This window comes from Bacillus sp. OTU530 (assembly GCF_038440375.1).
In genome coordinates this window covers 106,399-123,989 of sequence record NZ_JASATP010000015.1, presented here as the reverse complement: position 1 = coordinate 123,989, position 17,591 = coordinate 106,399, and the positions used below count along the sequence as shown (strand labels likewise).

The following is a 17,591-nucleotide window of genomic DNA, read 5'->3' as shown; positions in this document are numbered from 1 at the left end:
CAAATGCGACTCCCTTATGTTAACACCCCTTAATCGTGATGTCAACATCTTTTTTAAAAAGCTTCTTTATCAGAAGCAACATCACTTATAATACACTTTGATATAGTATTCGTCAACAGTCTTTTTTAAAAACATTACATTAAAAATTTCTTTACGAAGCTTTGGTAATCTAGTTACTCTGTCCCTCTTTCACTTTTCAAAGAAAAACTAAATCGAAAGCACCAATATTTTAGTTCATAAATGGAGTTTGTTAAATGGATAAAGAAAACTCGCCGATTGGCAAGCCCTACTTATACTGTATTCCTAAAATTCCCCACTACGTCGAATTCACCTCTAGCCGAAAATTTATACTTTCCTACAGCGCAAAAAAGCCCTCCGTATGAGGGCTGAAAGACAGAGGCGTAGCCCTACTTATACTGTATTCCTAAAATTCCCCACTACGTTGAATTCACTTCTAGCTGGAAATTTATACTTTCCTACAGGGTAAAAAGAAGCAAGGCCTTTTATAAACTTTAAGCGCAAAAAACACTTCTACACAAGCTAAGCTCTAAGCTATTAATTCGATAGGATTGACAGCATCCGCTCTCCACTTTTCATGCCCGCACTGCATAACGGACACTTCGGATGATCCTGTAACGAAAAATCCTTTCTCATCCATCCGCGGCAATTCTCCGATTCACATTCCCATACAGCTGCCTTCACCTGTTCTGCTTCTTGTTGCATCGCTTGCTTTTTTCTGCTCCAGTACATATCTAACTCCTCCTTCGATTCGATATACAATCGTTCCGTACAACCTTCCATCGCACCGGCGGAAAGAAAAAAAGGCTGCTAACTCTATTGTTAACAACCTTCCTATTTGTCAATTACAGTTTTACAACGTTTACTGCTTGTGGTCCACGGTTACCTTGCTCGATTTCAAAGCTTACTTCTTGACCTTCATCAAGAGTTTTGAAACCTTCGCCTTGGATAGCAGAGAAATGTACGAATACATCGTTTCCACCTGGTACTTCGATAAATCCGAAACCTTTTTCACCATTAAACCATTTTACTTTACCAGTTGCTTTCATATTAAAATTCCTCCTTAAGAAATAAATGTAGTAATATGCTGTTCTTATTTTCCCGTTACAAGAAATAAAAAATTCACACATTATCAAGTATCATAGGTAACTCATATCATCCTTTGATGCTTGATAATATGTGAATTTGTTTAACGCATATTCTTCTTAATACGATTATACCTCTTTTTTTATATGTTTGCAATGCCAGCAAAGAAAAAAGAAAACTGGCATTATTGGGAGTACTTGCTATATAAAAGACCCGAACAATGTCTGCACACACCGTTCGGGTTTCCATCGCCATTATAAAGGTCTTCGTTAGTAAAAGGAATATTCGGAAGCAACGTCTGCACACGCTGCTCCAGAATCTCTTATTGATTTTTCAATCAATACAATAGTAAAACAACCGCTACAGCATCTGCACATGCTGTTTCAGCAGAAAATCACTTATATTATTTCTTTAAGTTGTAGAAAGATTTCGCGCCATCGTACACAGCCAATGCGCCAAGCTCGTCTTCGATGCGAAGTAATTGGTTGTATTTTGCGATGCGGTCTGTACGGCTTAAAGAACCAGTTTTGATTTGACCTGCATTTGTTGCTACTGCGATATCAGCAATTGTTGCATCTTCTGTTTCACCAGAACGGTGAGATACAACTGCAGTGTAACCAGCACGTTTCGCCATTTCGATTGCTTCGAATGTTTCAGTTAAAGTACCGATTTGGTTTACTTTGATTAGGATTGAGTTGCCTACGCCTTTTTCAATACCTTCAGCAAGCTTCTCAGTGTTTGTAACGAATAGATCGTCACCAACTAATTGAACGCGGCCGCCAAGGCGCTCTGTTAATAATTTATGACCTTCCCAGTCATTTTCGTCAAGACCGTCTTCGATAGAAACGATTGGGAACTCATTTACTAATTGCTCGTAGAAATCAACCATTTCAGTAGAGCTTAAGCCAGTACGGCCTTCGCCAGCAAGGTCATATTTGCGTGTTTCTTTGTTAAAGAATTCAGAAGATGCAACGTCCATTCCAAGAAGAACGTCTTTTCCTGGCTCATAGCCAGCTTTTTTGATTGCTTCCATGATAACTTCTAATGCTTCACGGTTAGAACCAAGGTTTGGAGCGAAACCACCTTCGTCACCAACAGCTGTATTTAAGCCTTTTGCATGAAGAACAGATTTCAATGCGTGGAATACCTCTGCACCTGTGCGAAGCGCTTCACGGAATGTAGGAGCGCCTACAGGAAGAATCATAAACTCTTGGAAGTCTACGTTGTTGTCAGCATGAGATCCGCCGTTGATAATGTTCATCATTGGAGTTGGAAGCTGCTTCGCATTGAAACCGCCAAGGTAACGGTATAATGGAAGACCTACTAAGTCAGCTGCAGCGTGAGCAACTGCCATAGATACACCTAGGATTGCGTTTGCACCTAACTTGCCTTTGTTTGGCGTGCCGTCTAATTCGATCATTGTACGGTCGATTGCTACTTGATCTGTTACGTCAAGACCAACGATTTCAGGAGCAATTACTTCATTTACGTTTTCAACTGCTTTTAAAACACCTTTTCCAAGGTAACGGGATTTGTCACCGTCGCGAAGTTCTACTGCTTCGTATTCACCTGTAGAAGCACCACTTGGTACTAAAGCGCGTCCAAACGCACCGGATTCTGTATATACTTCTACCTCTACAGTAGGGTTACCGCGGGAATCTAATACTTCGCGTGCATAAACATCAGTAATGAATGGCATATGTTTTCTCTCCTTTTATTGTGTGATTAATGTTTTTCCTGTCATTTCCTTCGGCTGTTCTAAGCCTAAAAGAGTTAGCATCGTTGGAGCAATATCACCTAAAATACCGTCCTCACGAAGTTGAGCACCTTCTTTTGTAACGATGAACGGAACCGGGTTCGTCGTATGAGCTGTCATTGGTTGCCCCTCTGGCGTCAATTCCTCATCAGCATTTCCATGGTCAGCTGTGATAATTGCTGTACCGCCTTTTGCAACAATAGCTTCAACAACTTTCCCTAAGCACTCATCTGTCGCTTCAACCGCTTTAATTGTCGGCTCCATCATACCAGAGTGACCAACCATATCGCAGTTCGCAAAGTTTAAAATGATTGCATCATGCTTGTCCGCTTCAATTTCCTTTACTAATGCATCGGTTACTTCGTAAATGCTCATTTCTGGCTGCAAATCATACGTTGCAACCTTTGGAGAATTGATAAGAATTCGCTCTTCACCAGGGAATTCAGCTTCACGTCCGCCGCTAAAGAAGAACGTAACATGCGGATATTTTTCAGTTTCCGCAATACGAAGCTGCTTTAACCCAGCTTGTGAAATGACTTCTCCTAATGTGTTATCAAGGTTTGTCGGCTTAAATGCTACATAGCCGCCGACAGTTTCACTGAATTGTGTCATACAAACAAACTCCGGAATATGCGGAACTTTGCTGCCGCGATCAAATTCACGGAAATCATCATTTGTAAACACGCGCGCAATTTGAATCGCGCGGTCTGGACGGAAGTTGTAGAAAATGATTGCGTCATCATCGTTGATTGTTGCAACCGGTGTTTCGTCTTCACGAACGATTACAGAAGGCAATACGAATTCGTCATAAATACCGTTTGCATAGGAGTCTTCTACGCACTCGTACGCATCCTTGTATGTTGGACCTTCACCGTATACCATGGCGCGATAGCACTTCTCAACACGATCCCAGCGCTTGTCACGGTCCATAGAATAGTAACGGCCAGATACTGTCGCGAACTGTCCGACGCCTGTTTCTTCGATCACTTTGTACGTTTGCTCAATGTATCCTTTTGCTGTTTTCGGACCGACGTCTCGGCCGTCTAAGAACGCATGGATATACACGTTCTCAATCCCTTCCTTCGCCGCTAAACGAAGAAGTGCAAACATATGGTTGATATGGCTATGTACACCGCCATCAGAAAGCAAGCCAAATAAGTGAAGGTTTGAACCTTTTTGCTTCACATGATTTATCGCGTTTACGAATGTTTCATTACGCTCGAATTCACCCTCGCGAATTGCAACATTTACACGCGTTAAGCTTTGGTACACAATGCGGCCGGCACCAATATTTAAGTGCCCTACCTCAGAGTTCCCCATTTGTCCTTGAGGCAAACCGACTGCTTCTCCGCTTGCCGTTAATGTCGTATGCGGATATTGCTCCCAATATCGGTCAAAGTTTGGTTTGCTTGCTTGTGCAATTGCGTTACCGTATGTTTCTTCGCGCAACGCAAAACCGTCTAAAATAATTAGAGCTGTTGGTTGCTTTGCCATTACTTTACTGCCTCCAAAAGTCCTAAGAAGGATGCAGGCTCTAGGCTTGCGCCGCCTACTAACGCACCATCGATATCAGGCTGCGCCATGTACTCAGCGATATTTTCAGGCTTTACGCTTCCGCCGTATTGAATACGGACAGCTGCTGCTGCATCAGCAGAGAATGCTTCCGCTACAACATTGCGGATATGCGCGCATACTTCGTTTGCATCCTGCGCAGAGGAGGATTTTCCTGTTCCGATTGCCCAAATTGGCTCGTACGCGATAACAGTTGCTTTTACTTGCTCTTCTGTTAATCCAGCTAACGCTTGTTTTACTTGATTTGCTACAAGATCAAACGTTTTTCCGCTTTCGCGCTCTTCTAATGTTTCACCGCAGCATACGATTGGTGTTAAGCCGTTTGCAAATGCTGCTACAGTTTTCTTGTTTACTGTTTCATCCGTTTCCGCAAACATTTCACGGCGCTCAGAGTGTCCAAGCACAACGTAGCTTACTTTCAAATCAGCAAGCGCTACTGGGCTGATTTCGCCTGTAAACGCACCGCTGTTTGCAAAGTGCATGTTTTGCGCGCCAACTTTTAGCTCGGAGCCTTCCGTTGCTGCTACAAGACGCTCTAGGAATAGAGCTGGAGAGCAAACAACAGAATCAACTGCTGAAGCAGAAGGAATTTGTCCTTTTACTTCCTCTACGAAGCTTACCGCCTCGCCTAATGTTTTATGCATTTTCCAGTTTCCTGCAATAATAGGTTTACGCATTCGGTACACCATCCCTTATTCGAGTGTAGCTCTTTACGGCTTATTCGTTCTATATTTCCAATTTCTCAAGGTAGTCAGAGTTTTTGCCAAAGAGGGCCCATCAATGACAGTTATGCTGCTACACAGTAAAAATCATACTTATAGAGCTCAAACAGGCCGCTTTCGCTTTTCTTACTTATCGTTTAGACGTACAACACCTGGAAGCTCTTTACCTTCCATGAACTCAAGAGATGCGCCGCCGCCTGTAGAGATATGACTCATTTTATCAGCTAAGCCGAATTTTTCAACTGCTGCCGCAGAGTCACCGCCGCCGATTACAGAGTATGTATTCGGAGATTCAGCAAGAGCATCCGCTACTGCTTTTGTTCCCTTCGCGAATGTGTCCAATTCAAACACACCCATAGGTCCATTCCAAATAACAAGCTTTGAGTTACGAATCACATCTGCGTAGATTTCACGCGTTTTCGGGCCGATATCCAACCCTTCCCAATCACTAGGGATGGCATCAACAGATACCTCTTGTGTGTTCGCATCATTAGAGAAACCATCGGCTACTACAATATCAACAGGAACATAGAAATTTACACCTTTTTGCTTTGCAGTTTCCATGAATTCTTTTGCAAGATCAATTTTGTCTTCTTCTAGCAAAGATTTTCCGATTTCATGACCTTGCGCTTTGATAAACGTATACGCAAGTCCACCGCCGACAATAAGGTTGTCCACCTTATCAAGCAGATTGCTAATTACACCGATCTTGTCTCTTACTTTCGCGCCGCCAATGATTGCTGTAAAAGGACGATCTGGGTTAGACAACGCTTTTCCTAATACTTCAATTTCTTTTTCCATCAAGAAACCGGATACAGCTGGGATGTACTCAGCAATACCTGCAGTGGAAGCGTGCGCACGGTGTGCCGCACCAAATGCATCGTTTACATACAGATCAGCCAAAGCTGCAAATTCCTTCGCAAGTGCTGGATCGTTCTTTTCTTCGCCCGCATAAAAACGAACGTTCTCAAGAAGAAGAACATCTCCTTCACTCATGCCAGCAACTGCTTCTTGCACAACAGGACCATACGCCTCGTCCGTTTTAATTACGTTTTTGCCAAGCAATTCGCCTAAACGCTTCGCTACTGGTGTTAAACGTAATTCTTCTACCACTTGTCCTTTTGGACGGCCAAAATGGCTTGCTAAAATAACCTTTGCTCCGTTCTCCGTCAAGTACTGGATCGTCGGAAGAGCTGCGCGGATGCGCGTTTCATCTGTGATGACGCCGTCTTGCATTGGCACATTGAAGTCTACGCGGCAAAATACGCGTTTTCCTTTTACATCGACATCGCGAATCGATTTCTTGTTCATTAGGATTTCCCTCCGTGTTATAAATGGATTGACAAAACCCACTCCAAAGCTTACCACATTTTAGGGTAAAGTGAAACTTTATATAAGGAGATTTTGCCCTTGGCGCATGTTAATTATATGTAAAGAGAAGGGGAGGAGGGCATATTGCCTCTCCCCCCCTTTCCTTTTTTATATAATGGTCGAATTAAAGACCTTTAGATGCGATGTAGTCAACAAGGTCTACAACACGGTTAGAGTAGCCTGTTTCGTTATCGTACCAAGAAAGAACTTTTACCATGTTGCCGTCTACTACCATTGTAGAAAGAGCATCGATAGAAGAAGATGCAGGAGAACCATTGTAGTCGCGAGATACTAGTGGCTCGTCGCTGTATACAAGAATTCCTTTTAATGGACCTTCAGCAGCTGCTTTCAACGCTGCGTTTACTTCTTCTGCTGTTACTTCTTTGTCAAGCTCAGCAACTAAGTCAACAAGAGATACGTTTGGAGTTGGAACACGAACCGCACCACCGTTTAATTTTCCTTTTAATTCAGGAAGAACAAGACCGATTGCTTTTGCAGCACCTGTAGAAGAAGGAATCATGTTTTCAGCAGCTGCACGCGCACGACGCCAGTCTTTGTGTGGTAAATCTAGAATTTGTTGGTCGTTTGTGTAAGAGTGAACTGTTGTCATCATACCGCGGCGGATTCCGAATTGCTCATGAAGAACTTTTGCAAATGGAGCCAAGCAGTTTGTTGTACAAGATGCATTAGAGATAACATTGTGGTTAGCTGCATCGTATTTGTCTTCGTTTACGCCCATAACGATTGTGATATCTTCGTTGCTTGCAGGAGCAGAGATAACAACTTTCTTTACAGAACCGCCTAAATGCTTTTCAGCGTCTGCTTTGTTTGTGAAACGGCCTGTAGATTCTACAACAACTTCTACGCCGTAGTCGCTCCAAGGTAATTGAGCAGGATCACGCTCAGCGATGATTTTGATTTCTTTTCCGTTTACAACGATGCTGTCGCCGTTTGCAGAAATTTCTCCTTGCAATGTACCGTGCACAGAATCATATTTCAATAAGTGAGCTAATGTTGCTGCATCTGTTAAATCGTTGATTGCTACGATTTCTACATTTTCATTTTTAAGAGCCGCACGGAATACGTTACGACCAATACGTCCAAAACCATTAATACCAACTTTAACTGCCATTTTAACTTCCTCCTCTAATGTGTGGGTGAAATATATGGTTAAGAGCTAATGCTCTTAAGTAACTCTCTTGCTGCGCCTTCATCTGTTACCAATATCGAGGTATGTCCCTGTCCGATAACAGCCTGAATGGCTTTCGCCTTTGATGCACCGCCCGCTACGGCAATGACGTGGGAAACATTCTGCAAATCCTCAAGCTGCATACCGATTGTTCGCACCTTGCATACAACTTCTCCTTGTTCGTTGAAGTAATATCCGAAGGCCTCACCAACTGCATGGCCCGTTGTAATCGCATCCCACTCAGCAGCGGATGTACTTCGTCTCCGTGCCATTGTAACAGCATCCCCAATTCCATGGATGACAATGTTAGAAGATTTAATAAGGTCTAGAATTTCTTTTACAGAAGGCTCCGTTACGATGGAAGCATACACCTCGCTGCTTACTTGATCGGGTACGTATAAGAGACGGTAATTACTATTCGTATGTTGCGCCATTTTCGCGCAAATCGTATTCGCCTCATTTTCCACGCTTTCCCCAACGCCGCCTCGTGCCGGCACGAACAGAGTATGTAAGTTTTTACAATCCATCTGCATCATGTCTGCCACAGCCGCAAGTGTTGTTCCTCCAGTTACAGCAACGATATTATTCACAGTCAAACGTTCCCTTATACAGGACACACAAGCGCGGCCCAGCTCCCGTTTAACCCAAGGCGAATCATCGCTGTTACCAGCTACAACGAAAACATCTTTCAACTTTAATGTTTCCTTCAGTTTTTCTTCTAAAACCTTTAGACCTGAAATTTCCCTCATAAAATCCTCAAGAGCAACAATGAGGTCCATCCCTTCTTCTGTCAAAGTCATACCAGAAGATGCAATCTCAATCAAGTTCTGTTCCTTCAAAGCTTGAACTTCACTTCGTAAGACCCGTTCTGTCATGCCAAGGCTTGCAGATAAATTTCTTCGACCAATCGGCTGCGTGAGCCGTATATACTGCAAAATTTGCATCCGTGTTTGCATAACAGGTAGCAGATCAGGCAACAATTTTTTTGCATGTTGAATCCATGAATTCATGTTCTTTTCCTCGCAATACTTACCTTCGCTAAATGGTCAATATACGTCCCGTGGTGACGTATTTTGTCCCACCTGCTATAAAAAAAAGAATTCCTGCTACAGATAGTATTGTAACAGGAAGCAAACATTTATTCAACACCTGAAAACATTGTTAAGCGCTTTCTTATCACATCTTTCTGAATAATTCCACATTGGATTTCTTTCCCATCAATTTCGACTACAGGAATCATGATCTGATATTTTTCAAGTAGAGCGTCATCCTTATAAATGTCTACTTCTTCTACTTGAAATGAGAATTCCTTCTGCAACTCCCGCAAAATTGCCTTTGCGTTATCACAAAGACAGCACTCATCCTTTGAATACAACACCACTTTCATTTGTCACACACCTATCCAATCGTTTTTCGAAGCGAGGATGCAGGAATATGAAGCTGTTCCCGATACTTCGCTACCGTTCTTCTTGATACTAAAATATCATACTGCTGCGTAAGCAAATCGCAAATCTTTTGATCTGAAAGCGGCTTTTTCTTATTTTCTTTATCTATAAGCGTCTGAATAAGCCCTTTTACCCGCTTAGATGAAATACCTTCTTCTCCTGCTGATACAGCGTTGCTGAAGAAATATTTCATCTCCATTAAGCCATACGGAGTTTGCACGTATTTACCGCGTGCCGCCCGACTAATCGTCGATTCATGAAACCCAAGCTCCTCAGCCACTTCCTTTAACTGCAACGGTTTTAAAAAAAGCGGTCCATTCAAAAAGAATTCACGCTGCCTATCAACAATTACATCCATCACCTGAAGCAGCGTCCGTTTACGTTGCTCCAAGCTGCGTACAAGCCATTGCAGCTGCTGATGCTTCTCTGATATGTAAGAGGCCACCTCGTGCTCCGCTTCTCGCAGCAACGCGCTGTATTGTACATGCGCCTCAATCTTCGGCATGTGCTCCTCATTCAATTGAATTACAAGCTGATTATTTATCTTTGTTACATTTAAGTCAGGTACAATGTAAAATGGCTTTTCTGTGGAAAACGCCAGCCCAGGCCTCGGTTGAAGAGCCATTATACACTGTACTGCTCCCTGCAAATCCTCCGTTGTGCATTTTAACGCTTGCACTAGCTGCTTCCAATCCTTTTTTGCAAGAAGATCAAAGTAGTTTTCAATAATACATTCAGCCATTTCGCTTCCCTTTTGTAAACGCTTCAATTGGATTGTAAGACATTCCTGCAGCGTCCGTGCACCTACCCCTGTCGGCTCTAACTTCTGCACAAGCTGGATACAATTCTCGATTTCTTCTACAGAAACAGACAACCACTTCGCCATCTCGTCTGTTCCCTCTTGCAAGTATCCATTTTCATCAATATTAGAAATCACAAAAGAAGCAATCCGTTTCTCAGCAGAGCTTAATTTCCAATCATGAAGCTGCTCAAGTAAATGCTGCTGAAGACTTACAGAAACATCCCCATAAATTTCAATACTATTCGCTATTTGCTTATGCGTTTTTCTTCGTTTATCACGGTCAAAACTCTTCAACTCAATAAGAGGATTATCAAGCGATTGTTCATATAAAAACTCTGTTAATTCCTGTGCGTTATATTGCAACATCGTAATTGCTTGTCTCAATTCTTGTGTCATCGCTAAACGCATTGTTTGTTCCTGTAAAAGCCCCATCTTCACTTCCATCTCCCCCTTGCTTCCTATTGTACAATATATTTTCCACAAACAAACTGTAAAAAAGTTCCCCTACAGAACTGATTATTTTATTCTTATTAAGCAAGAAAAAAAAATACGACAAAAATATGTAAAAAAGACTGTCCTAAAGATGACAGCCTTAGATTCGACAAACTATTGCAGCTGATAATATGATCAGTTCCGCAGAACCTCATCTCTTCCGTCAGCAGCCTCATCATCAACTATGAAAAGCCTCCTTGCACCATTTTGATTTGTCCCATTGAAAATACGTAGGGCTGATCCATATGGTGGTGCTGACGCAGGGAAAGTATCGACACCTCCAAAGTTACTTGGCTGGAACTTTACACCTTAATTAAAGTGCAACAAAAAGACCCCTCATCCGAAATAATTCTCAGATGAGGGGTCTTAAAATGCCGTTGTATCAAACTAGGACGCGCTCGGAGGGACTCGAACCCCCGCAAGACGTGGTACCGGAAACCACCGCTCTATCCGACTGAGCTACGAGCGCATATTACATACACTGCAAACAACAAAGGTTCGCATGTGACACATGAAATATTATACCCTTTCTTCTCACTATACGCAAGGGGGGCATGCAGGAAAAAATATTCTTAACACTGTCATATAAAAGTTTAAAAACTTCATACATATAGTGTGTATATCTTTGATTAAAAAGAAATAGATCAGGCAATGATGAAAAGTGTTCTAAAGAAAACTCGCCGATTGGCGAGCCGGCAGGCGAAGACAGAGGCGTAGTTGCACTTATACTGTATTCCTAAAATTTCTCGCTACGTCGAATTGGCTTCCTGCTAGAAATTTATACTTTTACAGTGTAAAGAAAACTCGCCGATTGGCGAGCCGGTAGGCGAAGACAGAGGCGTAGTTGCACTTATACTGTATTCCTAAAATTTCTCGCTACGTCGAATTGGCTTCCTGCTAGAAATTTATACTTTTACAGTGTAAAGAAAACTCGCCGATTGGCGAGCCCTGCCTTTAGGTGAAGACAGAGGCGTAGTTGCACTTATACTGTATTCTTAAAATTTCTCGCTACGTCGAATTGGCTTCCTGCTAGAAATTTATACTTTCTTGAAGTGCAATAAAGAAGGTAATTTTCCTTTTACAACGAATACAAAAAGTATGGCTTAATTATTTCAGATGAGCCATAAGTGTTTTTATTTGACCTTTCTTGACCATAATTGTATCATAAAAAGTAAGTTCTAAATAAGGAGGAATACATAATGAATTTAATTCCTACAGTTATTGAGCAAACAAATCGTGGTGAACGTGCATACGACATTTACTCCCGTCTTTTAAAGGATCGCATTATTATGCTTGGAAGCGGAATTGACGATAACGTTGCAAACTCCATCGTTGCGCAGCTCCTATTCTTAGAAGCGCAAGATCCTGAGAAGGACATCCATCTATACATCAACAGCCCAGGCGGTTCCATTACAGCCGGCATGGCGATCTATGATACGATGCAATTTATTAAGCCGCAAGTTTCTACTATCTGCATGGGCATGGCAGCGTCTATGGGCGCTTTCTTGCTAGCGGCAGGTGCAAAAGGGAAGCGTTTGGCCCTGCCAAACAGTGAAGTCATGATCCACCAACCGCTTGGCGGCGCACAAGGACAAGCGACAGAGATCGAAATTGCAGCAAAGCGTATTCTATTCTTGCGTGATAAATTAAACACGATTTTAGCTGAAAGAACAGGCCAGCCGCTTGAAGTAATTGAGCGCGATACAGAACGTGATAACTTTATGACTGCTGAGAAAGCAAAGGAATATGGTCTTATCGACCAAATTGTTACTGAACGTAAATAATAAAAAACAAGCAACCGAATTCGGTTGCTTGTTTTTTATTGCGGAGCGAATTTATCTAGCTATTCTTAAGACGTCCTGGTTCCTTCTCCATTTTAACTATTATAAGCAAGTACCGCTCCATTCCTCATGGCATACGATCCTTAACGATGTTTAATCCACTCCAACACTTTGCTCTATCCTTCTTTTTTTACATATTTTACGAGAGCATCTAAGGCTTCCACCTCATCAGATCCCTCTGTCACAATAGTAATGGTAGTGTTGGCACTTACAGCTAAGCTCATTAAACCCATGATGCTTTTTGCATTTACTTTCTTTCCGTCTTTTTCAATAAAAACATCTGATTGAAAACGGTTTGCTTCCTGAACAAACAACGCAGCTGGACGAGCCTGCAATCCGGACTTTAATAAAACCTCTACTTGCTTCTGAACCAATTTCGTTTCCCCCTTTATTAATTTCCTTATATTTCACCAGCCCGCAATTTATCAGCAATCTCATCGATTTTACGCAAACGGTGATTAATACCTGATTTACTAATTTTTCCGCCTGATACCATTTCTCCGAGCTCCTTCAAAGTTACATCTTGAAAGTTTACTCGTAGCTCAGCAATTTCACGCAGTTTCCCTGGAAGAAAATCCAGTCCGACAGTGCGGTCAATGTAACGAATATTTTCAATCTGACGCAATGCGGCTCCAATCGTTTTATTTAGGTTCGCTGTCTCACAGTTCACGAGACGATTCACAGAATTACGCATATCGCGTACAATACGAATGTCCTCAAAACGAAGCAGCGCATTATGTGCACCAATAATATTCAGGAATTCTGTAATTTTTTCTGCTTCCTTCAAATACGTAATATAGCCTTTTTTTCTCTCCAATGTCTTGCTATTTAAGTCAAACTCGTTCATGAGTTCACATATCGCATCGTTATGTTCCTTGTACAGGGAAAAGATCTCGAGGTGATAAGAAGATGTCTCCGGATTGTTAACCGATCCTCCCGCCAAAAATGCGCCGCGCAAGTAAGAACGCTTGCAGCATTTCTTTTTAATAAGCTCCTTTGAGATATCATGGATGAGGGTAAAATCGTTGTGGATAATATGCAAGTCTTCCAAAACCTCTTTTGTCTTTTCAACAAGGCGGACGATATAGACATTATTTTTCTTCAGACGCATTTTCTTTCGAACAAGCAATTCTACCGTAACTTCATAACTTTTTTTCAAGAGCGTATAAATACGGCGAGCAATAGCTGCATTTTCCGTTTGGATATCAATCACAAAGTGTCGGTTGGAAAATGAAAGGGAACCGTTCATGCGAATTAACGCCGATAGCTCCGCCTTCACACAGCAGCCCTTACTTTCTAAATTTGTTAATTCCTTTTTTGTTTCAGATGCAAAGGACACCTCACTTACCTCCTGCCTCTTATGAGTTACACACGAGAGACAGCAATGCATGTGCTATAGCAGCGAACATAAAATAGATGCAAGCCTTAACGTGTCATGACGAACAACATCATCATCATACTTCACGAGCTCCGCTTCAATAATGTCAATTCCAAGCTGCTGCAGACGCTCGCTGTCGCATAAAACCGGCGTTGATAATTCTTGTTTATATTTCTCAAGCAATTCTTCCGGGATGTCTCCATTATTTACAATAATCGTATTCACAAAATTTGTGCCAAGATGGTCGTGCAGTGCCTGAACATGGTCGGCTGCAGTATAGCCAAGCGTTTCTCCTGCCTGTGTCATCACATTACATACATACACTTTTTTCGCTTGTGCCTCCACAACTGCCTGCCCGATTTTTTCGACAAGCAGATTTGGCAGGATGCTTGTATATAAGCTTCCAGGACCACACACAATTAAATCTGCTCTTCGTATTTCATTCAATGTTTCGTTCAGAGGCTCGACCTGCTCTGGTGTTAAAAATACTCGATGAATACGTTTTCCAAAATAAGGAATTTTCGATTCCCCTGTTACAATTCGGCCATCCTCAAGCTCCGCATGCAGGACGGTACTCTGATTTGCCGCAGGAAGCACACGCCCCCGCACATTGAGTACCTTACTCATTTCTGTAATCGCATGAAAAAAATCACCTGTAATGGAAATCATGCCTGCCAGCAGCAAATTACCGAGTGCATGACCGGACAAACCATCTCCAGTCTTAAAACGATGCTGAAAGAGCGCTTCCACGAGAGGCTCAACATCCGACAGCGCAACAAGTACATTGCGCACATCACCCGGCGGCGGGATCTCCAGCTCGTCGCGAAGACGCCCAGAGCTTCCACCGTCATCTGCCACTGTGACGATAGCTGTAATATCGACTGGATACTTTTTTAAACCTCTTAACAAAACAGATAGCCCTGTACCTCCGCCTATAATGACAATTTTCGGCTTTCTATGTCGCGTTCTCTCCATCTATTAATGTCCCTTTCTTTTTTCCACATCACGGTGAGATATATGCGTTTTATAGTCATTCCCCAATTTTTTCGCCAGGTATTCAGCAAGCGTGACAGAACGGTGCTGTCCTCCAGTACAGCCGATGGCAATAACAAGCTGGCTTTTTCCTTCTCTTTTATAATGCGGCAACATAAAGGAAAGTAAATCCGTTAGCTTTTCCAAAAACTTATGAGTTTCATTAAATTTGAGAACATAAGAGGATACTTCTTCATCAAGCCCCGTTAACGGCTTCATGTTAGGAATATAGTACGGATTTGGTAAAAAACGCACATCAAACACAAGATCCGCATCAATAGGGATGCCGTATTTGAAGCCAAATGACATTACGTTTACACGGAATGTATGCTGATCATTTGTAGAAAACTGCTCTGTAATTTTTTCACGTAGCTCCTTTGGCTTTAAATCAGATGTATCTAATACCAAATTAGCACGTGCCTTCATATCAGCTAATAACTCACGCTCCAGTTCGATCCCCTTTAAAGGAAGGCCTGTAGGAGCAAGCGGATGGGACCGTCTCGTTTCCTTATAGCGTGACACAAGAGTGCTATCCTTTGCGTCAAGAAATAAAATGTTGGGGATAATCCACGTGCGTTCTGTTAAGTCATCAAGCGCTCCCCACAAATGGTCAAAAAACTCACGACCGCGTAAATCCACACCAAGTGCTACCTTATCCATTTTATTAGTTGTTTCGCTCATGAGCTCCACAAATTTCGGAAGGAGTGTAGGCGGCAAGTTGTCTACACAAAAGTAACCTAAGTCTTCGAAACTTTGCAACGCTACTGTTTTTCCAGCGCCAGACATACCTGTAATGATGACCATTTTAATATCATTTTGCTGTTTCATAACCGATTCCCTCCTTTTTAGACTCAACTAGGGTCTAAGCGATATGACAGCAGTTCAAAATTAGGCGTATATACAAACGTTCCATAAATCATGCCGCTTCCTTGAAGCAAGTAATCAATAATATGATAATCACCCGGAGCCATCGGCAAGGAGTCAACATCAGCCAAAAGATGCCACTGCAGAATCCCTTCCTCGCTTTGCGGCTTGTTCCCGCCAGTAAAATCAGTAGCAAGAAAGGAAAACATCATCCACTCCGAGACAACCTTATCGTTCTCCTTGATAACAAATGTGAATACACCCTTTAAAGAAGGATTCTTTAAATAGATACCGGTTTCCTCCCTGTATTCACGCACGACAGCTTCACGAATGGTTTCACCGCGCTCCATCTTTCCTCCCGGAGCCACCCACCAGTTGCGGCGCGGCTTTTGCAGCAAAAGTATTTGATTGTCTTTTAATAATACGCAGTTCGCTACTCTTTGCAAGCTCATTCACCTCAGTTGTATAAGCGGCAAACCGCACCGCTTTCTGCCTATGCTTACGTTCCATTATACTATCAATTCCGGTTTGTCACAATGAATGGAGAGGGTACCGAGAGAATAAGTAAAAATGCAAATAAATATAAAAATTGAACATTTTCTGCTTAATATGTAATTGTACCCCTCACTTTCAAGCAAGCTCCCGATAAAATTGTAAGATAATAAAGAAAACTCGCCGATTGGCGAGCCCTGCCCTTGGGCGAAGACAGCGGCGTAGCCCTACTTATACTGTATTCCTAAAATTTCCGACTACGTCGAATTCACTTCCAGCTGGAAATTTATACTTTCTTACAGTGTTAAAGAAAACTCGCTAATTGGCGAGCCCTGCCCTTGGGCGAAGACAGCGGCGTAGCCCTACTTATACTGTATTCCTAAAATTTCCGACTGTGTTGAATTGGCTTCCAGCTGGAAATTTATACTTTCTTACAGTGCAAAAAAAAAAGAGCATAAGCGTTATTGCCTATGCTCTGCATATAATAAAATAAGTGGGGGTACTTGCCATCTATACTATACCCTATTTATATTGCGTTACATTTACAGCAGCATGATAGAACTATTACCAATATACTACTGTTTCGTTACTTTCAATTCTTCCTTAAGCTCTTCAATATAATGTTGCGCTGTCTGTGCCGCGATGCTGCCATCGCCTGTTGCTGTTACAATTTGACGAAGTGCCTTCTCACGCACATCTCCCGCCGCAAAAATACCTGGTACACGTGTTTCCATGCGGTCATTTGTTTCGATGTAGCCATTTTCATTTGTAATACCTAACGCTTCAAACGGCTTGGATAGCGGCAGCATGCCAACATAGACAAACACACCGTCCGCCTTGAATTCTCGTTCTGCTCCCGTGTTAACATCTGTTAATGTGAGGCTGCCAACCTTTCCGCCCGCTTCGTTGATTTCCTTGACAGTATGATTCCAAACGAAGGAGATTTTGTCATTGGCAAAAGCGCGGTCCTGCAAAATCTTTTGCGCACGCAGCTTATCGCGACGATGGACAATTGTAACCTTTGTTGCAAAGCGTGTTAAGTACACACCTTCCTCAACAGCAGAATCCCCACCGCCAACAACAACAAGCTCTCTTCCTTTAAAGAATGCACCGTCGCATACTGCGCAATACGATACCCCGCGACCTCCTAGCTCTTTTTCACCAGGAACACCGATTTTCTTATACTCTGCACCACTTGTGATAATCACCGCACGTGCCTTATATTCTTTCTTGCCTGCAACCACGGTTTTATATTCCTTACCGTCGATGATTTCCTTCACATCACCGTAGCCATACTCCGCACCGAATTTTTTCGCATGCTCGAACATTTTGTTCGACAACTCCGGTCCTAAAATATGATCATAGCCAGGATAGTTTTCTACTTCCTCTGTGTTAGCCATTTGCCCGCCTGGAATACCGCGTTCAATCATTAATGTAGACAAATTCGCCCGGGACGTATACAGCGCAGCAGTCATTCCTGCTGGTCCAGCTCCGATAATAATAACGTCATAAATCTTTTCTTCAGCCACTT

The 17,591-nt window shown here is 42.5% G+C and carries 17 protein-coding genes and 1 tRNA gene; 1 reads left to right on the top strand and 17 read right to left on the bottom strand.

From position 1 onward, the window contains the following. Window positions 1-555 precede the first annotated feature (555 nt). The 11 genes from AAHB12_RS13485 to AAHB12_RS13435 form a co-directional block, all read right to left on the bottom strand. Window positions 556-750, bottom strand: a complete 195-nt coding sequence (locus AAHB12_RS13485; RefSeq protein WP_129730057.1) for a cold-inducible protein YdjO-related protein — start codon at window positions 748-750, stop codon at window positions 556-558. Between the two features lie 113 nt (window positions 751-863). Then, the gene (cspD, locus tag AAHB12_RS13480; RefSeq protein WP_129730055.1) at window positions 864-1,067 is read right to left on the bottom strand and encodes a cold-shock protein CspD; all 204 of its coding nucleotides are present in this window, start codon (window positions 1,065-1,067) and stop codon (window positions 864-866) included. A gap of 440 nt (window positions 1,068-1,507) precedes the next feature. After that, the gene (gene eno / locus AAHB12_RS13475) at window positions 1,508-2,803 is read right to left on the bottom strand and encodes a phosphopyruvate hydratase (RefSeq protein WP_342045649.1); all 1,296 of its coding nucleotides are present in this window, start codon (window positions 2,801-2,803) and stop codon (window positions 1,508-1,510) included. Window positions 2,804-2,818: 15 nt separating this feature from the next. Continuing rightward, window positions 2,819-4,354 (bottom strand): 2,3-bisphosphoglycerate-independent phosphoglycerate mutase, encoded by a 1,536-nt coding sequence (gene gpmI / locus AAHB12_RS13470; RefSeq protein ID WP_129730051.1) that lies wholly within the window; start codon window positions 4,352-4,354, stop codon window positions 2,819-2,821. Continuing rightward, window positions 4,354-5,109, bottom strand: a complete 756-nt coding sequence (gene tpiA / locus AAHB12_RS13465; RefSeq protein ID WP_342045648.1) for a triose-phosphate isomerase — start codon at window positions 5,107-5,109, stop codon at window positions 4,354-4,356. The genes gpmI and tpiA overlap by 1 nt, the downstream gene beginning before the upstream one ends. 171 nt (window positions 5,110-5,280) lie before the next feature. Continuing rightward, window positions 5,281-6,465 (bottom strand): phosphoglycerate kinase, encoded by a 1,185-nt coding sequence (locus AAHB12_RS13460; protein ID WP_342045647.1) that lies wholly within the window; start codon window positions 6,463-6,465, stop codon window positions 5,281-5,283. Between the two features lie 184 nt (window positions 6,466-6,649). Then, complete coding sequence (gene gap / locus AAHB12_RS13455; protein WP_129730045.1) at window positions 6,650-7,657, bottom strand: type I glyceraldehyde-3-phosphate dehydrogenase; 1,008 nt, start codon at window positions 7,655-7,657, stop codon at window positions 6,650-6,652. Between the two features lie 38 nt (window positions 7,658-7,695). Beyond that, a complete protein-coding gene (locus tag AAHB12_RS13450) occupies window positions 7,696-8,724 on the bottom strand; it encodes a sugar-binding transcriptional regulator (protein ID WP_129730043.1) in 1,029 nt (342 codons plus the stop codon). Window positions 8,725-8,852: 128 nt separating this feature from the next. Beyond that, window positions 8,853-9,101: a glutaredoxin family protein gene (locus AAHB12_RS13445; RefSeq protein WP_129730041.1), complete on the bottom strand. Its 249-nt coding sequence runs from the start codon at window positions 9,099-9,101 to the stop codon at window positions 8,853-8,855. A gap of 11 nt (window positions 9,102-9,112) precedes the next feature. Further along, entirely contained in the window at window positions 9,113-10,399 is a 1,287-nt protein-coding gene (gene rpoN, locus AAHB12_RS13440; RefSeq protein WP_342045646.1) for an RNA polymerase factor sigma-54, read from the bottom strand. Window positions 10,400-10,846: 447 nt separating this feature from the next. Continuing rightward, window positions 10,847-10,922, bottom strand: a tRNA-Arg gene (locus AAHB12_RS13435). A gap of 730 nt (window positions 10,923-11,652) precedes the next feature. On the opposite strand from AAHB12_RS13435, the gene clpP reads away from it, so the two are divergent. Beyond that, window positions 11,653-12,237, top strand: a complete 585-nt coding sequence (clpP, locus tag AAHB12_RS13430) for an ATP-dependent Clp endopeptidase proteolytic subunit ClpP (protein WP_129730037.1) — start codon at window positions 11,653-11,655, stop codon at window positions 12,235-12,237. Between the two features lie 173 nt (window positions 12,238-12,410). Here clpP and AAHB12_RS13425 read toward each other — a convergent pair whose 3' ends face one another. From AAHB12_RS13425 to trxB, 6 genes are all read right to left on the bottom strand, one after another. Further along, complete coding sequence (locus tag AAHB12_RS13425; RefSeq protein WP_129730035.1) at window positions 12,411-12,668, bottom strand: HPr family phosphocarrier protein; 258 nt, start codon at window positions 12,666-12,668, stop codon at window positions 12,411-12,413. A gap of 26 nt (window positions 12,669-12,694) precedes the next feature. After that, a complete protein-coding gene (gene whiA / locus AAHB12_RS13420; RefSeq protein ID WP_129730033.1) occupies window positions 12,695-13,633 on the bottom strand; it encodes a DNA-binding protein WhiA in 939 nt (312 codons plus the stop codon). A 54-nt stretch (window positions 13,634-13,687) separates the two neighbouring features. Continuing rightward, on the bottom strand, window positions 13,688-14,647 hold the full coding sequence (locus AAHB12_RS13415; protein WP_129730031.1) for a gluconeogenesis factor YvcK family protein: 960 nt from the start codon (window positions 14,645-14,647) through the stop codon (window positions 13,688-13,690). A 3-nt stretch (window positions 14,648-14,650) separates the two neighbouring features. After that, on the bottom strand, window positions 14,651-15,532 hold the full coding sequence (gene rapZ / locus AAHB12_RS13410) for an RNase adapter RapZ (protein ID WP_342045645.1): 882 nt from the start codon (window positions 15,530-15,532) through the stop codon (window positions 14,651-14,653). A gap of 23 nt (window positions 15,533-15,555) precedes the next feature. Continuing rightward, window positions 15,556-16,014, bottom strand: coding sequence for an NUDIX hydrolase (locus tag AAHB12_RS13405; RefSeq protein WP_129730027.1), 459 nt, complete (start codon window positions 16,012-16,014; stop codon window positions 15,556-15,558). A gap of 621 nt (window positions 16,015-16,635) precedes the next feature. Beyond that, entirely contained in the window at window positions 16,636-17,589 is a 954-nt protein-coding gene (gene trxB / locus AAHB12_RS13400) for a thioredoxin-disulfide reductase (protein WP_342045644.1), read from the bottom strand. Window positions 17,590-17,591 lie beyond the last annotated feature (2 nt).

Coding starts and splice junctions, on each gene's coding strand:
- tpiA (WP_342045648.1), bottom strand. CDS start 5,109: ATGCGTAAACCTATTATTGCAGGAAACTGGAAAATGCATAAAACATTA.
- gap (WP_129730045.1), bottom strand. CDS start 7,657: ATGGCAGTTAAAGTTGGTATTAATGGTTTTGGACGTATTGGTCGTAAC.
- AAHB12_RS13450 (WP_129730043.1), bottom strand. CDS start 8,724: ATGAATTCATGGATTCAACATGCAAAAAAATTGTTGCCTGATCTGCTA.
- AAHB12_RS13460 (WP_342045647.1), bottom strand. CDS start 6,465: ATGAACAAGAAATCGATTCGCGATGTCGATGTAAAAGGAAAACGCGTA.
- clpP (WP_129730037.1), top strand. CDS start 11,653: ATGAATTTAATTCCTACAGTTATTGAGCAAACAAATCGTGGTGAACGT.
- rapZ (WP_342045645.1), bottom strand. CDS start 15,532: ATGAAACAGCAAAATGATATTAAAATGGTCATCATTACAGGTATGTCT.
- gpmI (WP_129730051.1), bottom strand. CDS start 4,354: ATGGCAAAGCAACCAACAGCTCTAATTATTTTAGACGGTTTTGCGTTG.
- AAHB12_RS13485 (WP_129730057.1), bottom strand. CDS start 750: ATGTACTGGAGCAGAAAAAAGCAAGCGATGCAACAAGAAGCAGAACAG.
- cspD (WP_129730055.1), bottom strand. CDS start 1,067: ATGAAAGCAACTGGTAAAGTAAAATGGTTTAATGGTGAAAAAGGTTTC.
- AAHB12_RS13445 (WP_129730041.1), bottom strand. CDS start 9,101: ATGAAAGTGGTGTTGTATTCAAAGGATGAGTGCTGTCTTTGTGATAAC.
- eno (WP_342045649.1), bottom strand. CDS start 2,803: ATGCCATTCATTACTGATGTTTATGCACGCGAAGTATTAGATTCCCGC.
- AAHB12_RS13415 (WP_129730031.1), bottom strand. CDS start 14,647: ATGGAGAGAACGCGACATAGAAAGCCGAAAATTGTCATTATAGGCGGA.